Origin of the sequence: Stenotrophomonas sp. Y-13, assembly GCF_046267925.1 — a bacterium.
In the GTDB taxonomy this organism is placed as follows: Bacteria; Pseudomonadota; Gammaproteobacteria; order Xanthomonadales; family Xanthomonadaceae; genus Stenotrophomonas; species Stenotrophomonas acidaminiphila_A.
On the sequence record NZ_CP176501.1, the window covers coordinates 3,257,239 to 3,270,295 of the forward strand.

13 protein-coding genes are annotated in these 13,057 nt (G+C 70.0%); 10 read left to right on the forward strand and 3 right to left on the reverse strand.

Annotated features, from left to right (window positions below):
- Positions 1–135 precede the first annotated feature (135 nt).
- The 3 genes from ACJ7VY_RS14780 to ACJ7VY_RS14790 all read right to left on the reverse strand — a co-directional run bounded on the left by ACJ7VY_RS14780 (position 136) and on the right by ACJ7VY_RS14790 (position 3,958).
- Entirely contained in the window at positions 136–900 is a 765-nt protein-coding gene (locus ACJ7VY_RS14780; RefSeq protein WP_054667934.1) for an NrdJb, read from the reverse strand.
- Between the two features lie 76 nt (positions 901–976).
- Positions 977–1,663, reverse strand: a complete 687-nt coding sequence (locus tag ACJ7VY_RS14785) for a hypothetical protein (RefSeq protein ID WP_104939777.1) — start codon at positions 1,661–1,663, stop codon at positions 977–979.
- Between the two features lie 141 nt (positions 1,664–1,804).
- Positions 1,805–3,958, reverse strand: a complete 2,154-nt coding sequence (locus tag ACJ7VY_RS14790; RefSeq protein ID WP_293756337.1) for an adenosylcobalamin-dependent ribonucleoside-diphosphate reductase — start codon at positions 3,956–3,958, stop codon at positions 1,805–1,807.
- Between the two features lie 461 nt (positions 3,959–4,419).
- Here ACJ7VY_RS14790 and ACJ7VY_RS14795 point away from each other — a divergent pair, with 461 nt between their 5' ends.
- From ACJ7VY_RS14795 to ACJ7VY_RS14840, 10 genes are all read left to right on the forward strand, one after another.
- Positions 4,420–5,844 carry a Do family serine endopeptidase gene (locus ACJ7VY_RS14795; protein WP_313230134.1) on the forward strand — a complete coding sequence of 475 codons (1,425 nt, stop codon included), beginning with the start codon at positions 4,420–4,422 and terminating at the stop codon, positions 5,842–5,844.
- A gap of 97 nt (positions 5,845–5,941) precedes the next feature.
- Positions 5,942–6,301, forward strand: coding sequence for a hypothetical protein (locus ACJ7VY_RS14800; protein WP_104939780.1), 360 nt, complete (start codon positions 5,942–5,944; stop codon positions 6,299–6,301).
- A 7-nt stretch (positions 6,302–6,308) separates the two neighbouring features.
- Positions 6,309–6,806: a phage holin family protein gene (locus tag ACJ7VY_RS14805; RefSeq protein ID WP_409475934.1), complete on the forward strand. Its 498-nt coding sequence runs from the start codon at positions 6,309–6,311 to the stop codon at positions 6,804–6,806.
- On the forward strand, positions 6,803–7,231 hold the full coding sequence (locus ACJ7VY_RS14810; RefSeq protein WP_312345923.1) for a protein sip-5: 429 nt from the start codon (positions 6,803–6,805) through the stop codon (positions 7,229–7,231). Before ACJ7VY_RS14805 ends, ACJ7VY_RS14810 begins: the two co-directional genes overlap by 4 nt.
- A gap of 47 nt (positions 7,232–7,278) precedes the next feature.
- Positions 7,279–8,388 (forward strand): AI-2E family transporter, encoded by a 1,110-nt coding sequence (locus ACJ7VY_RS14815; RefSeq protein ID WP_312345925.1) that lies wholly within the window; start codon positions 7,279–7,281, stop codon positions 8,386–8,388.
- Positions 8,389–8,426: 38 nt separating this feature from the next.
- Complete coding sequence (locus ACJ7VY_RS14820; protein ID WP_409475935.1) at positions 8,427–9,122, forward strand: HAD family hydrolase; 696 nt, start codon at positions 8,427–8,429, stop codon at positions 9,120–9,122.
- Positions 9,123–9,126: 4 nt separating this feature from the next.
- Positions 9,127–9,786: a DUF1294 domain-containing protein gene (locus tag ACJ7VY_RS14825; RefSeq protein WP_409475936.1), complete on the forward strand. Its 660-nt coding sequence runs from the start codon at positions 9,127–9,129 to the stop codon at positions 9,784–9,786.
- A 46-nt stretch (positions 9,787–9,832) separates the two neighbouring features.
- Positions 9,833–11,215, forward strand: coding sequence for a leucyl aminopeptidase family protein (locus ACJ7VY_RS14830; RefSeq protein ID WP_312345931.1), 1,383 nt, complete (start codon positions 9,833–9,835; stop codon positions 11,213–11,215).
- Positions 11,216–11,356: 141 nt separating this feature from the next.
- On the forward strand, positions 11,357–12,463 hold the full coding sequence (locus ACJ7VY_RS14835) for a catalase family peroxidase (RefSeq protein ID WP_409475937.1): 1,107 nt from the start codon (positions 11,357–11,359) through the stop codon (positions 12,461–12,463).
- Positions 12,460–12,996, forward strand: coding sequence for a cytochrome b (locus ACJ7VY_RS14840; protein ID WP_240212432.1), 537 nt, complete (start codon positions 12,460–12,462; stop codon positions 12,994–12,996). The genes ACJ7VY_RS14835 and ACJ7VY_RS14840 overlap by 4 nt, the downstream gene beginning before the upstream one ends.
- Positions 12,997–13,057: the final 61 nt, after the last annotated feature.

Sequence of the window (13,057 nt, forward strand, 5' to 3'; positions counted from 1 at the left end):
GACGCAGCCGCCCAAGCACGCCTGCGTCCACACCAACTCGCAAGGCAGCCCCGTCGGCTGCTCCCCGCCGGCGGAAAAGACAAGGGCCGGGTGCTCGCGCACACCGGCCCCGGTCTCATCCGGCGTTGCCACCGGTCAGCCGCACTTGCTGTAGCCGCAGTTCAGGCAGGTGGCGCACCCGTCCATCACCACCAGCGCCTTGGTGCTGCACTTGTGGCACATGGTGGCGCTGGGCGGGAAGCTGGTGCCCTCGCCGGTGACCTGGACATCCTCATCGCGCCCGGCGGGGGCGGCGACTACGGCGTCAGTGTTTTTTTTTGAGCGGTCCTCGAACTGCTTGCGCTTCTCGGCGATCAGCGCGCGCTGGTGGGCGCTCATTTCCGGATCGTGCAGCAGGCCGATCGACTTCATGTGGTCTTCGACGATGGAGCCCAGCTCGGCGACCAGCGACGGCATGTACACGCCGCCGGCCTTGAAATAGCCGCCCTTGGGGTCGAACACGGCCTTCATCTCGTCGACGATGAAGGTGACATCGCCGCCCTTGCGGAACACCGCCGACATGATGCGGGTCAGCGCCACGATCCACTGGAAATGCTCCATCGACTTGGAGTTGATGAAGATCTCGAACGGACGGCGCAGTTCGTGCTCGGTGCCGGCGTTGAGCACGATGTCGTTGATGGTCACGTAGAAGGCGTGCTCCACCAGCGGCGACTTGATCTTGTAGGTGCTGCCGATCAGCACGTCGGGGCGCTCGATGCGCTCGTGCATGTGCACGATGTTGCTGTCCTGGGCATCGTCCTGCGCCTGTGCGACCGGAGCCTTGGCCGTCGCTTCCCGGGCCTTGTCGTCCGGGGTGATGACGGAATAACCCTTGATTTTCTTGTCGATCTTGACGGCCATGGTGCGGGTCCTGGTTATGCGTTGTGGTGCGGGTTGCGGCGCCCCCGCCCGCGGCGGGCGGGGGCGCGGGTGCGGCTTACTTGCGGGCGGCCTTCTTCGCCGCCTTCTTCACCGCGGTGGTCTTCCTGGCCACCGTCTTCTTCGCCGAAGCCGCCTTCTTGGCCACGGTCTTCTTTGCGGAAGCGGTCTTCCTGGCCACCGTCTTCTCGACCTTCTTCACCGCCTTACGGGTGGCGGCGGTGCGGGTGGCGACTTTCTTGGCGACCTTGCTGCCGGCCTTGTCCACCGCCTTCTTCACCGCGGCGGTCTTCTTGGCCACGGCCTTGGCCACTTTCTTCTCCGCGGCCTTCACCGTCTTCCTGGCCGAGGCGACCTTCTTCGCCACCTTCTTCTCGGCGGCGGCGACGGCCTTCTTGGCGGCGGCCTGCTTGCCGGCACCCTTCTTCTTCAGGGCCGCGGCCTCGGCCTTGGCATTGGCCTTGGCGGCCTCCAGCTTGCGGCGCACGCTGGAAACGGTCTTGCCGACCTCCTTCTTCGCCGCGGCAGCCTTCTTGGCGACGACTTTTTCGGCCTTCTTGACCGCCTTCTTCACCTTGGCGACCTGCCGCGTGGCGCCGGCCTCGACCTTGCGCGCGCGGGTCTTGACCGCGGCAACGGCATCGCCGGCGGTGGCGGCCATGGCGTCGCCGAGGTTGGCTGCGGTTTCCTTCACGTTCTCGGCAACCTGGGACACGGTCGCCGTCACACCATTGCCATTGCTCATAAAGCCCTCCTTAAGGGCGTTGGATCGGTCACGTTGGCGATGCGGAATGAAGCGGGGGGGCATGGAACACAGGCGACAACCCGGTGGTGGTGGCCACCGTCGCCGTCCCGCGCGGCGGCGGGACGGCGTGCGAAGGCGACCTCAGAACTTGCCGTAGTAGCCTTCCTTGAGGGCGTCGAACAGATTGGCGGCGGTGTGCATCTCGCCGTCGTACTCGATCTGCTCGTTGCCCTTGACCTCGACCACCTGGCCGTCTTCCAGTTCGAAGCGGTAGGTGGTGTTCTCCAGGTCCGCCTCCTTGACCAGCACGCCCTGGAAGGCGGCCGGGTTGAAGCGGAACGTGGTGCAGCCCTTCAGGCCCTGCTGGTGGGCGTAGCGGTAGATGTCCTTGAACTGCTCGTACGGGTAGTCGGTCGGCACGTTGGCGGTCTTGGAGATCGAGCTGTCCACCCACTTCTGCGCGGCCGCCTGCACGTCCACGTGTTCCTTCGGCGAGATGTCGTCGGCGGCGATGAAGTAGTCCGGCAGGCGCGACTCGGCGTCCTCGGCGAACGGCATCGCCCGGGGGTTGACCAGTTCGCGGTAGGCCAGCAGCTCGAAGGAGAACACGTCCACCTTCTCCTTGGTCTTCTTGCCTTCGCGGATCACGTTGCGGCTGTAGTGGTGCGCGAACGAGGGCTCGATGCCGTTGGAGGCGTTGTTGGCCAGCGACAGACTGATGGTGCCGGTCGGCGCGATGGAGCTGTGGTGGGTGAAGCGCGCGCCGGTCTCGGCCAGTTCGTCCACCAGCTCCGGGGCGACCGAGGCGATGCGCTGCATGTAGCGGCTGTAGCGCGCGTGCAGCACCTTGCCCTGGATCTTCTGGCCGACCTTCCAGCCGTCCTTGCGCATCTCCGGACGCTGCCGCAGCATCGCCGCGGTGACCTCGAAGGTCTCCTCCATGATCGGCGCCGGGCCCTTCTCGCGGGCCAGTTCCAGGCCGGTTTCCCAGCCGGCCACGGCCATGTCGCGGGCAATGGCTTCGGTGAACTCGCACGACTCCGGCGAACCGTACTTCATGCGCAGCATGGTCAGGGTGCTGCCCAGGCCGAGGAAGCCCATGCCGTGGCGGCGCTTGCGCATGATCTCGTTGCGCTGCTGTTCCAGCGGCAGGCCGTTGACCTCGACCACGTTGTCGAGCATGCGGGTGAACACGCGCACCACTTCCTTGTACTCGTCCCAGTCGAACGAGGCCTTGTCGGTGAACGGGTCGCGCACGAACTTGGTCAGGTTGACCGAGCCCAGCAGGCAGGCGCCGTACGGCGGCAGCGGCTGCTCGCCGCAGGGGTTGGTGGCGCGGATGCTCTCGCACCACCAGTTGTTGTTCATCTCGTTGACGCGGTCGATCAGGATGAAACCCGGCTCGGCGTAGTCGTACGTCGAGACCATAATCATGTCCCACAGGTGGCGGGCACGGATGTGGCCGTACACCTTGCAGGCCACCAGGCCGTCGTCGCGGACGATGTAGTTCTCGTGGGTCGGCCATTCGCGCCAGACCACTTCCTCGCCGCTGGCCGGATCCAGCTCGGCCTGCTCCTTGGTGTTGATCGGGAACACCAGCGGCCAGTCGGCGTCCTTGTCCACCGCCTCCATGAAGCCGTCGGTGATCAGCAGCGACAGGTTGAACTGGCGCAGGCGGCCGTCCTCGCGCTTGGCGCGGATGAAGTCCTTCACGTCCGGGTGCGACACGTCGAAGGTGCCCATCTGCGCGCCGCGGCGGCCACCGGCCGAGGACACGGTGAAGCACATCTTGTCGTAGATATCCATGAAGGACATCGGCCCGGAGGTGTAGGCGCCGGCGCCGGCCACGAATGCGCCGCGCGGGCGCAGGGTGCTGAACTCGTAGCCGATCCCGCAGCCGGCCTTCAGGGTCAGGCCGGCCTCGTGGACCTTCTCCAGGATGCCATCCATCGAGTCGGTGATGGTGCCCGACACGGTGCAGTTGATGGTGCTGGTGGCCGGCTTGTGTTCCTGCGCGCCGGCGTTGGAGGTGATGCGGCCGGCCGGGATCGCGCCGCGGCGCAGCGCCCAGACGAAACGCTCGTACCAGTAGGCGCGCTTGTCGTCGCTGCCTTCGGCGTCGGCCAGGGCGCGGGCCACGCGCTGGTAGGTGCCGTCGATATCGGCATCCAGCGCCTGCCCGGCCTTGGTCTTGAGGCGGTACTTCTTGTCCCAGATGTCCTGCGAGGCGGGCTGCAGGGGGATAAGGTCCGATCGGGTTGGGTTGCTGACCACTTCCAGACGCACCGTGCTCATGATGGTGGAACTCTCCTTGTGCACCTTGCGGTGCGTTTACCGTTTCCCCGGTCGGGCGGGGCTGCAACGACGACGATGCCGGCGCGTGGTCACGCGCCTGCGGGCGGGCGGGGATTGGTCCGGCGAGGGCCGGGGGTCTGCATCGCTTCCGTCGTCATTGCACGCCTTCCTATGGGGTGCCTGCACCCCGGGCCTCAACCCTACTTCTTGGGGACGCATTTCACATCAACCCAACATCTAGTGGCTGATGGCGATGCCAAGCTTACCCACCGCTTGGGTGATGTCAAACGAAAAATCTGCCCCCGGCATCTTGCAATCCGCGCAGGGCTTGCGCCCCCTGCGATTGCGGCGGCGCGGAATGTTTCATTGTCGATTTAGGTCGCTGCCGCCACACTCCATTCAGCCACTCCCGCCCCACCCGGACGCCCCGCGCGGCGTCCCCGCATGGAACCCCGGCCCTTATGCGACCGCTCCCGACCCTGCTCACGCTTGCCCTGGCCGCCGCCTTCGGCGGCTTCACCGCCAGTGCCATCAACGCCCACCTGGACAACCGCGCCCAGGCCTCCACCGGCGCCATGCTGCCCGCCACCGCGGCCCTGCCGGCGGCGGTCGCCGGCCAGCCGGTGCCGTCGCTGGCACCGATGCTGGAACGGGTGATGCCGGCCGTGGTCAGCGTCAACACCAAGCAGGTGGTGCGGGTGCGCAACCCGTTCTTCGACGACCCGTTCTTCCGCCGCCTGTTCCCGCAGGTACCGCAGGAGCGCATCAACGAGTCGCTGGGCTCGGGGGTGATCATCGACGCGGCCAGGGGCTACGTGCTGACCAACCACCACGTGATCGAGAACGCCGACGACGTGCAGGTGACGCTGGCCGACGGGCGCACGGTCAAGGCCGAATTCCTCGGGTCGGACCGCGACACCGACATCGCGCTGATCCGCATTCCCGCCGAAAAGCTCACCGCGCTGCCGCTGGGCGACAGCGACCAGCTGCGCACCGGCGATTTCGTGGTGGCCATCGGCAACCCGTTCGGCTTCAGCCAGACGGTGACCTCGGGCATCGTCTCGGCGGTGGGCCGCAGCGGCATCCGCGGGCTGGGCTACCAGAATTTCATCCAGACCGACGCCTCGATCAACCCGGGCAACTCCGGCGGCGCGCTGGTCAACCTGGCCGGGCAGTTGGTCGGCATCAACACCGCCAGCTTCAACCCGCAGGGCAGCATGGCCGGCAACATCGGCCTGGGCCTGGCCATTCCCTCCAACCTCGCCCGCGACGTGGTCGAGCAGCTGATCACCAAGGGCGTGGTGGTGCGCGGCACGCTGGGCGTGGAAACCCAGAACCTGAGCCCGCAGATCGCGCAGGGGCTGGGCCTGGCCGAAGCGCGCGGCGCGCTGGTCACCCGCGTGCTGGCCGGCTCGGCCGCGGCGGCGGCCGGGCTGCGCGCCGGCGACGTGGTCACCGCGATCAACGGCCAGCGCGTGGACAACGCCCAGGCACTGCACAACTTCGAGGGCCTGCAGCCGGTCGGCCGCGTCGTCGAGCTCGACGTGCGCCGCGACGGCAAGCCGCTGCAGCTCAAGGCCACGCTTAAGGAACAGCCGCGCGCGGTGACCGGTGATACGCTGGACCCGCGCCTGTCCGGCGCCACGTTCGTCGACCTGCCCGAGTCCGCGCGCCAGTCCGGCCTCAACGGCGTCCTGGTCAGTGAGGTGGCGCGTGGCAGCCGCGCCGCGCAGTCCGGCCTGGCCAGCGGCGATATCGTGCTGGCCGCGAGCAGCGGCGAGTTCGTCGACCTGGCCAGCTGGCGCGCCAGTTTCAGCCCGCGCCCGCCGCAGCTGGTGCTGCGCATCGTGCGCGGCACCACCCCGGGACAACTGCTGATGCGCTGATCGGCCGGCGCTCGTAACGTTCCTTACACCCGGCCGCTGGTATTGCTTTCCCTGCGCCGCCCCGCTGGCGTCCCCCCGAACCGAAGGAGACGAAACAATGAGCCCCACGAACACCGACACCATGAAGGACCACCTGGGCGACGCCGGATCGCACCTGAAATCGGCCGCGCGCGCCGCCGGCACGGCGGTCAAGGACGCGGCCGGCCTGGCCGGTGACGAACTGCGCCTGGGCAAGGCCAACGTGAAGGCCGAGCTGTCCGACAGCGCCCTGTCCGGGCTGGCCGCGGCCGAGCTGTCGGGCGCCGCCGCCAAGGAACAGATGGACGCGCTGATGGACAAGGGCAAGGACCTGATCGACAGCGCCGCCGACCTGATCCGCGAGCGCCCGCTGGCCTCGTTCGGCGTGGCGTTCGCCGCCGGCTGGATCATCGCCAAGCTCGCCCGCAGCAACGACTGACGCGGGCGTGGGCGACAACGCGCCACCATCGGGCGCCACCGGAAACGGCAACGACGAGGCCGGCAAGGCAGCGCCCGGGCTGGAGGAGAGCATCCGCGAGGTCGGCAGCGCCGGCCGGCAGACGCTGGATGCGGCGACCCACACGCTGCGCTCGCTGCGGCGGCTGGCTTCGGCCGATTTCGCGCTGGCCCGCAGCGCCTTCGGCCGGGCGCTGGCCTGGAGCGGCGTGGCCATCGTGTTCGGTGCCTCGGCGTGGCTGCTGCTGGCGGCCACGCTGATCGCCCTGCTGCACGCGCTGGGCCTGTCCTGGTTCGTGTCGCTGCTGGTCACTTCGCTGGCCAGCCTGGCGGTCACCGGCTATGCGATCTGGCGGGTCAGCTACTTCTTCCACCATACCGGCATGCATGCCACCCGCCGGCAGCTGTCGCGACTGGGCCTGTTCGATGAACCGGCCGAGGACGACCCCGACGCCGACGTCGAGATCCCCGGGGACCGGACGCCATGAACTTCGATGCCCTGCAGCGCCGGGTGCGCCGCGCCGAAGCCGTCGTGCAGGTACGCATGGACGAGACCGTGCGGCAATGGGACACGCTGGAAGCGGCCTGGCGCCGCAGCTGGACGCCGGGCCGCATCCTCATCGCCGGGCTCGCCGGTGGCTTTGTCGCCGGCAGGCTGGAACCCGGCGGCGCCTTCAGCGGCGCGCGCTGGCTGCAGATGATCGGCTCGGTATCCGGGCTGGTCGCCTCGGCGCAGGCCTCGATCGCCACGCTGCAGGAAGCCGGGCTGGCCGCGGCCGCCGCGGCGACCGCGGAAGCGGCCGGCGATGACGCCCCGCAGGCAGACCCGCGTACACCGGCAGGGGCGACGCCCGCGGCCGCGGGCACGCCGCCGCAGGCGGCCGCCGCCGCCACCGAACTGTCAGAATCCTGAGCCGCGCGGCCGCCGGCCACGCCCCTTCCGCACCGGAGTGCCGCCCGATGTCCGCACTGCCGTCCGACACCGCTGCGCCCGACACCGCCGCCTCCACCGAACCGGTCGCGCCGGCGCCGCGCCCGCGCGCCTCCACCGCCCTGCTGGTGCTGGCCACGCTGGCGGTGGGCGCAACCCTGTGGGCCGCGCAGGACGTGGTCCTGCCGGTGCTGCTGGCGATGTTCTTCGCCCTGGTCGGCAACCCGATCATCCGCCTGCTGCAGAAACTGCGCCTGCCGCGCTTCCTGGCCGCGCTGCTGGTGCTGGCGCTGGGCCTAGCCAGTGCCGGCGCGCTGGCGGTGCAACTGGCCGGGCCGGCGGCCGACTGGTTCGCCGAGACGCCGCAGCAGCTGCGCGAGGTGTCGCGCAAGGTCCGCGACCTGGTGCGGCCGGTGCAGCAGGCCAACCAGGCCGCCGAGAGCTTCGCCCGCGCCGCCGGCGGCGAGGACAACCGCAAGGTGGAAGTGATCCGCACCCGGCTCGACGACCCGTACAAGGCACTGGTGCGCACGCCGCGGCTGGCCGCCTCGGCACTGGCGGTGGTGCTGCTGACCCTGTTCTTCATGATCTACGGCGAAACCCTGCAGCGGCACGTGATCGCGCTGCTGCCCAACCGCCAGCAGAAACGCTTCACCACCGACATCCTGCGCGCGATGGAGCGCGAGATCTCGCGCTACGTGCTGACCATCACCATCATCAATGCCCTGGTCGGGCTGGCCCTGGCCGGGGTGCTGGTGCTGCTGGGCATCGCCGCGCCCGAGGCGCTGCTGTGGGGCACGGTGGCGATGCTGCTGAATTTCGCACCCTACGTGGGCCCGCTGATCGGCATCGCGCTGATGCTGCTGGTAGGCCTGACCCAGTTCCGCGAGCCGCTGGCCGTGGCGGCGCCGGCGCTGGCCTACCTGGCGCTGCATACGCTGGAGGGGCAGCTGGTCACCCCGATCGTGCTCGGCCGGCGCATGGCGATCTCGCCGTTGATGCTGGTACTGGCGCTGATGCTGTTCGGCTGGCTGTGGGGCATCGTCGGCCTGTTGCTGGCGGTACCGCTGCTGGTCTGCGCCAAACTGGTGCTGGCGCGGCTGGACGGCATGCACGGCTGGGCGCGCCTGCTGGAATAGGCAAGGCGCCGCGTGCCGCGCTGCCGTAAAATGGCCCGGTGAACTTTCCTGTCCTAGCCATCACCCTCGACCTGGACGACACGCTCTGGCCGTTCGCACCCATCGGTGCCCGCATCGACCAGGTGCTGCACGACTGGATGCGCGTCCACAGCCCGGCCACGGCGGCGATGTACCCGGTGGAGGCCATGCGCGAACTGCGCGTGCGCACCTTCGACGACAACCCGCACCTGCACTACGACCTGAGCGCGCTGCGCCGCCTCACCCTGGCCGAAGCGCTGGAAAAGAGCGGTGCCGGCCTGGAGCTGCTGGAACCGGCCTACGAGGCGTTCTACGCCGCACGCAACCAGGTGGAGTTCTACCCCGATGCGCTGGACGCGCTGCGGCGCATCGCCGCGCGCGTGCCGGTGGCCGCGGTCAGCAATGGCAACGCCGACCTGCAGCGCATCGGCATCGGCGACCTGTTCGCGTTCCAGCTGGGCTCGCGCGAGTTCGGCGCGGCCAAGCCGGACCCGGGCATCTTCCACGCCGCCTGCGCCCGGCTGGGTGTCGAGCGCACCCATGTCCTGCACGTGGGCGACCACGCCGAAATGGACGTGGCCGGGGCCATCCGCGCGGGCCTGCGCGGCTGCTGGATCAACCGCCAATCGCACCCCTGGACCCACGTCGGCCTGCAGCCGGACCTGCAGTTCGACACCCTCACCGGGCTGGCCGACTGGCTGGACGCGCAGGAGTGAGGCCATGCCGCAACTGGGCCGCATCGAACAGTGGAACGACGGCAAGGGCCATGGTTTCGTGCGCCCGCTGCAATCGCAGGCCGGTGCCGGCGACGCGGCGCGCGCCTTCGTCCACATCAAGGCGATTGCAAAGGCCGGCCGCCGCCCCGCCGATGGCGACCTCATCCGCTACGATTGCGAGCGTGATGCGCGCGGCCGTTTGAACGCGGTGGACGTCACGCTGGTCAATGCCGCGGTGATGCGTACCCGGGCGCAGCGGCGCGTGGCGGCGAAGACCGCCGCCCGCCAGCGGCGTGCCGCGGCCGCGCCGATCGACGCCGTGCAGCGTTGCATTCTTGCCTGTGCGCTCATCGCGCTGGCCGCCGGCGGCGCGCTGCGGCTCTGGCCGCTGCCGGTAACGCTGGCCTATGTGGCGATGGGCACGGTGTCGTTCTTCGCCTATGCCCGGGACAAGAACGCCGCCAGCAACGGCCAATGGCGCACGCGCGAAAGCACCCTGCACGCCTTCGACCTGCTGTGCGGCTGGCCGGGCGGCCTGCTGGCGCAGCAGGCATTCCGCCACAAGACCCGCAAGATCGGCTTCCAGCTCGGCTTCTGGACCAGCGCGGTGCTGAACTGCGCCGCCCTCTACTGGCTGCTTCCTCGTATCGGAACGGCATCATGACAACGGGCGGCCGGCCATCGCGCGCCACCGCCCCCCATTACCAGGAATGACCCCCATGTCTGCTTCGCCATCCATTGGTTTCACCTCCGATGCCAACAACGCCCTGCCGCTGCACGTGCTCGACAAGGCGTCGTTCGCTGCGTGGCTGGACGCCCAGCCGGCGGCCACGCAGGCGTGGCTGAAGAGCCAGCAGTTCACCGCCGCGCCGGGCAGCGTGGCGTTGCTGCCCGGCGACGACGGGCTGGCCGGCGCGGTGCTGGGCGTCGGCGACCGCGCCGATGCCCATGCCTACGCGCACGGCCCGTTCGCACTGCCGGCCGGCAGCCGCTGGCAGCTGGCCAGCGCGCTCGATGCCGCCGGGCTTTCCAACCTGCACCTGGGCTGGGGCCTGGGCAGCTACCGCTTTGCCCGCTACCGCAAGCCGGCACGGCAACCGGCACAACTGCTGGGCACGCCGTCGGCGGAGGTACAGGACGTGCTCGCCGCGTGCCTGCGCGTGCGCGACTGGGTCAACACCCCGACCGAGGACATGGGCCCGCAGCACCTGGAAGACGCCGCGCGCGCGCTGGCCGACGCCCACGGCGGCACGCTGGAAGTGATCGCCGGCGACGAACTGCTAGAGATGAATTTCCCCACCATCCACGCGGTCGGCCGCGCCTCGCACCGCGCGCCGCGGCTGATCGTGCTGCGCTGGGGCCAGGACACCGCCCCGCACCTGGCGCTGGTCGGCAAGGGCGTGTGCTTCGACACCGGCGGGCTGGACCTGAAGCCGGCCGACGGCATGCGCAACATGAAGAAGGACATGGGCGGCGCCGCGCATGCGCTGGCGCTGGCCGGGCTGGTGATGGCGCAGAAGCTGCCGGTGCGGCTGACCCTGGTGGTGCCGGCGGTGGAGAACGCGGTCGGCCCCGACGCGTTCCGCCCGGGCGAAGTGATCACTACGCGCAAGGGCATCACCGTGGAGATCGACAACACCGACGCCGAGGGCCGCCTGATCCTGTGCGACGCGCTGGCCTACGCCAGCGAGATGCAGCCCGACGCGATCATCGATTTCGCCACCCTGACCGGTGCCGCGCGCATCGCCCTGGGCCCGGACCTGCCGGCGCTGTTCGCCAACGACGACACGCTCGCCCGGCAGTGGCTGGAGGCCGGCGAGCAGACCCGCGACCCGGTGTGGCGCATGCCGTTGTGGCGGCCGTACCAGCGCTACCTCAACAGTGGCATCGCCGACATGGCCAACGCCGGCTCGCGCATGGCCGGCAGCGTCACCGCGGCGCTGTACCTGGAGCGCTTCGTCGACGAAGGCCGCGCATGGGCGCACCTGGACGTCTACGCCTGGAACGACAGCGACCGCCCGGGGCGCCCGGCCGGCGGCGAGGCACTGGCGCTGCGCTCGGCGTGGGCGATGCTCAAGGCCCGCTACGGCTGATGCCGGCACTGCCGGCCGGAGCGGTCCGGCCGGCGCTGCCCGGGGCGGGGAATATCTGACGAAAAATTGAATTTTTCCGGCTGCCCGGTTCAGCGACGATGTGCGGGCCCTTCCCATGCTCGACCCAGGCAGGACCGCGACATGCCACTGCTCCCCCCTCCCCCTGCAGGCCAGGATCCACAGGCGCCCGGCCGCCACACCGCCTTGCCCTGGATCGCGCTGATCGCGCTGATCCTGGGTGCCGCCGCGCTGGCCTTTGCCTGGCTGGCCGGCTGGATCGGCCGCGAACGGCTGACCGCGCAGCGTTTCACCGACACCATCGAGGCGACCGGCGCGGCCCATCCCGGCTTCCGCCGCGCGCACAGCAAGGGCGTGTGCGTGAGCGGCTGGTTCGAACCCAGCGCGCAGGCGCCGTCGCTGTCGCGGGCACGCGTGTTCACGCAGCCGCGGGTGCCGGTGCTCGGCCGGCTGTCGATCGGCGGCGGCGATCCGCATGGCGCCGACGGCAATGCGCGGGTGCGCAGCATCGCCCTGCGCCTGGCCAGCGACGATGGCCAGGAATGGCGGATGGCGATGAACAGCTTCCCGTTCTTCGCGGTGCCCACGCCCGAGGCGTTCTACGAACAGACCCGCGCGCAGGTGCCGGATCCGGCCACCGGCAAGCCCGACCCGGCGAAAATGGCCGCGGTGCTGGCGAAGTACCCCAGCGCGCAGGCGTTCCAGCAGTGGGCGCGGACCGCGCCGTGGACCGACAGCTGGGCCAACACCACGTTCAACGGCATCAACAGCTTCTGGTTCACCAATGCGCAGGGCCAGACGCGTGCCGTGCGCTGGCGCTGGCAGCCGCAGGCGCCGGTGGTCGAGCTCGACGCACAGGCGCGCACGCACGCGGACGCGGATTTCCTCAGCCAGGACCTGCAGCGCCGGCTGGCCGCCGGTCCGCTGCGCTGGAACCTGGTGGTCAGCCTCGCCGGCCCCGGCGATGCGGTCGACGATCCCTCGGTGCCGTGGCCGGCGTCGCGTCCGGAAGTGATGGCCGGCATCCTCAGCCTGGAGCACATGCAGTCGCAGGAACAGGGCGGCTGCGGCGAACTGAACTTCGACCCGCTGATCCTGCCCACCGGCATGCGCGGCAGCGATGACCCGGTGCTGGCGGCACGCTCGGCGATCTATTCGCAGTCGTTCAACCGCCGCGAGCGCGAACGCGCCGCCGGCGCCCCGGCGCAGCCGCAGGAGGCCACGCGATGAGCACCGGCAACGGCCATTTCAACCTGCTGGCGCGGGTGCTGCACTGGTCCATGGCGCTGATGATCGTGGCCATGCTGTTCATCGGCGTGAGCATGGTCGCTTCGCTGCACCTGCGGCCGCTGCTGATCGACCTGCACCGCCCGCTGGGTATCGCCATCGGCGTGCTGGCGCTGCTGCGCCTGTACAACCGGCTGCGCCACCGCCCGCCACCGCTGCCGGCGGACCTGCCGCCATGGCAGGCACTGGCGGCCAGGGCCTCACACGCGGTGCTGTACGCGCTGATGCTGGCGATGCCGCTGATCGGCTGGGCCATGCTGTCGGCCGGCGGTTATCCCATCGTGCTGTGGGGCGGCGTGCACCTGCCGGCGATCGTGCCGCATACGCCGGCGCTGTACGCGGCGCTGCGCGCTGCCCACGGCGTGCTGGCCTATGCGCTGTTCGCCACGGTGCTGGCGCACGTCGGCGCGGCGCTGTTCCACCTGTGGGTGCGCCGCGACGGCGTGTTCCAGGCGATGGCCCGCGGCAGGGACTGAGGTTCCACCGCGCGGCGTGGGCGTCCACACCGCGCGGCGCCGCGGAAAGCCTCGCGCTGCC

Coding starts and splice junctions, on each gene's coding strand:
- ACJ7VY_RS14780 (WP_054667934.1), bottom strand. CDS start 900: ATGGCCGTCAAGATCGACAAGAAAATCAAGGGTTATTCCGTCATCACC.
- ACJ7VY_RS14785 (WP_104939777.1), bottom strand. CDS start 1,663: ATGAGCAATGGCAATGGTGTGACGGCGACCGTGTCCCAGGTTGCCGAG.
- ACJ7VY_RS14790 (WP_293756337.1), bottom strand. CDS start 3,958: ATGAGCACGGTGCGTCTGGAAGTGGTCAGCAACCCAACCCGATCGGAC.
- ACJ7VY_RS14795 (WP_313230134.1), top strand. CDS start 4,420: ATGCGACCGCTCCCGACCCTGCTCACGCTTGCCCTGGCCGCCGCCTTC.
- ACJ7VY_RS14800 (WP_104939780.1), top strand. CDS start 5,942: ATGAGCCCCACGAACACCGACACCATGAAGGACCACCTGGGCGACGCC.
- ACJ7VY_RS14810 (WP_312345923.1), top strand. CDS start 6,803: ATGAACTTCGATGCCCTGCAGCGCCGGGTGCGCCGCGCCGAAGCCGTC.
- ACJ7VY_RS14815 (WP_312345925.1), top strand. CDS start 7,279: ATGTCCGCACTGCCGTCCGACACCGCTGCGCCCGACACCGCCGCCTCC.
- ACJ7VY_RS14825 (WP_409475936.1), top strand. CDS start 9,127: ATGCCGCAACTGGGCCGCATCGAACAGTGGAACGACGGCAAGGGCCAT.
- ACJ7VY_RS14830 (WP_312345931.1), top strand. CDS start 9,833: ATGACCCCCATGTCTGCTTCGCCATCCATTGGTTTCACCTCCGATGCC.
- ACJ7VY_RS14835 (WP_409475937.1), top strand. CDS start 11,357: ATGCCACTGCTCCCCCCTCCCCCTGCAGGCCAGGATCCACAGGCGCCC.
- ACJ7VY_RS14840 (WP_240212432.1), top strand. CDS start 12,460: ATGAGCACCGGCAACGGCCATTTCAACCTGCTGGCGCGGGTGCTGCAC.